At 57.5% G+C, this 2,168-nt stretch carries 2 protein-coding genes and 1 pseudogene; all 3 read right to left on the bottom strand.

All coding sequences use genetic code 11. The features are described from left to right. Window positions 1-128: 128 nt before the first annotated feature. A pseudogene (locus tag F7R02_RS25045) lies at window positions 129-323 on the bottom strand (hypothetical protein); the annotation flags it as partial. A gap of 308 nt (window positions 324-631) precedes the next feature. Then, complete coding sequence (locus tag F7R02_RS25035; RefSeq protein WP_235857301.1) at window positions 632-1,087, bottom strand: hypothetical protein; 456 nt, start codon at window positions 1,085-1,087, stop codon at window positions 632-634. 333 nt (window positions 1,088-1,420) lie between these two features. Further along, window positions 1,421-2,104: a hypothetical protein gene (locus F7R02_RS25030; protein WP_151210305.1), complete on the bottom strand. Its 684-nt coding sequence runs from the start codon at window positions 2,102-2,104 to the stop codon at window positions 1,421-1,423. Window positions 2,105-2,168: the final 64 nt, after the last annotated feature.

Raw genomic sequence — 2,168 nt, 5'->3', positions numbered from 1 at the left:
GGCTGGCTGGCCTGCTCAACCGCGCCACGCTTGAACTCGGCAGTGAACTTCCTGCGCTTTGACATGAACACTCCTCATGGCCTTGATCGGCCTTCTTGTAAGTGTCCGTGAAAACGGGGGTGAACCCCGCGCGGCTCACCGCGCTGGCCGGTCAGTTGCTTTTCGGTTTGGCCCACCCGCACCATGACCGTATAGCCGCCGACCTGGCCGACGAGCTGGACGGTGCGCAGCACCCCGGCACTGGCGAGGGTGGCCAGGGTGGTGATGGAAATGGGGGATGTCATGATCGAGGCATCAAACATGGATGTTTGATAGTCGATCATTGGGAGCTGCGCTGCAAGCCCTAGTGCGGCGAGGTCGCCAGCGCACATAACGCGAGATTCCACGCAGTGGGGCGGGCGGGGGGTCTTCCGCACATGAACCGAACGTCGTCCAGATGTTGCATAGCCCGGGCGCAACCGCTATTGTGCACATGCACCACCGACCGGACCCTGGAGACAGGTGTGGTGCCTCGATAGATCGACAGCTTGCTGGATCTATCCCTTGCCTGGAGCGGGATACGGCAGAAATGCCCAAAGAGCCTACCGAGTAGTGAATACCGAAAGCGCTCCAGCGATGGGGCGCTTTCTTTTTATAGGGCAATGGTCTGTTCGGCCAAGCGCCGCCGGTACACAGTCTCAACCTTGTAGAGCTTCCCGCGCGGGAGTTTATGGATGGTTGTCCCGTCGACGGGGTAGCAAGAGATGACCCGGCAATTGACGGTGTCATCTGCACGCTCATCCTTGTGAATGGCGCAAAAAAACACCAGATGGCCTAGATCGAGCGAGTAGAACTGCTGCTCTTTCTTTTCCTTTTTCTTTATGCTTAGGTACGCACGCACGTAACCGTCTGAAAACTTGCCGGTGCGGATGAAGTGCACTGCCTCGTGACTGACTTCCCACCGTTGCCGGCAGAAAAAACGCCCGTGCTCAAGCGCGCACCCATTGGCCTTTTCATCGGAAAAGGTATGCGGCCAAAACGAATAGCACACTGTGATAGTCCGCCCATCAAGTTGCTCTTGTGCGTCGAAGGAATCCAGGTGCGACATGTCGAATGTCCGCCCTCCATCCAGGATGTTGTTCCACCGTGTCACGCTCACTAGGCCCCGTTGTGTATGTAGTTACTGCCGCTGCTGGTGAGCAACAGCGTGACGCAAGCAGGCATCGTCAAACAAGGCTTGGTAGGTGTGGATGTGCAGGCGTGTCTATAACGAGGAGCGGCCCCACAGTGCACTGGCATGGAAAACCCCTGCGGAATTCGCCCGAGAACACGGGTCCCAAGCGAATTCCCTGGCGCCGAAAGAGGTCGAAATCTCTATCGACTGATGGCCCTGCTATCGGGGGTGGGTCAATTAGCCCCGGACTCTAAACCCGGCCGCTACTCAGGGCGGGGGGACGTCGCGGCGAACCGCCTTGAGCACAAACGCCTTCAAGTCCTCAGAGAGATTGGGGACCTTCTTCAGTGCATCTCGGAACAGAGGGGAGGAAAAGAACTCAGAGTAAGGACTTCCATGGTCCGCATCGGACATGAACCGAAGCGGCTCTTGATCCAGGTGGCGAAGAGCCGAGCCGAACAGGTCCTTTTCGAAATCCGGATCAATCCGAGCAGCCTCACGCCGATAGCCTTCATAGGCCGTCGCAAGAGATGCCTTAAAGGAATAGTCCTCCGCCAGTCGGAATCGCTGCGATATCTGCCGGGTAGCAAGCCATGCAACCCAGAGTGGCGCAGCTAGAGACAGGGTCCCAAGTGCCACTTGAACCCAGATTAGCGCCATAAACTGCTGTGAGCTTGGGTCTTTGGTCAGATCAGAGATTGCCTGAACTCTCAAATAGCCGAGATATGCTCCAACCCCCAAAGCCAGTATCAACAGACCAACCCACCATCTCACTGAAACCCTCAACGCGCTACCTCGACTGTTGAAGGCCTCTGCCAGGGCGTGACTTGTGGTCGCCCTGTAGACCGCCTCGATCCCGTCCAATACTTTAGTCGCATCGGCCTCTAGGGAAGCTCTGAACAACGCACCACAGATACGCGACACTACCCGCCTCATCATGTAGAGGATCATCTATGCAGCTGACGTTCGGTGACGCTGAGGGCCTGGGCAAGCGCAAGCAGACCCGGCGCGAGAT

Origin of the sequence: Xanthomonas cissicola, assembly GCF_008801575.1 — a bacterium.
Classification (GTDB): Bacteria; Pseudomonadota; Gammaproteobacteria; order Xanthomonadales; family Xanthomonadaceae; genus Xanthomonas; species Xanthomonas cissicola.
The sequence above is the reverse complement of the archived record's forward strand: the minus strand, read 5'-3'. Positions and strand labels throughout refer to the sequence as shown.

Bases quoted from the DNA above. Each gene is read 5' to 3' on its own strand.
- F7R02_RS25035 (WP_235857301.1), bottom strand. From the start codon at position 1,087: ATGTCGCACCTGGATTCCTTCGACGCACAAGAGCAACTTGATGGGCGG.
- F7R02_RS25030 (WP_151210305.1), bottom strand. From the start codon at position 2,104: ATGATCCTCTACATGATGAGGCGGGTAGTGTCGCGTATCTGTGGTGCG.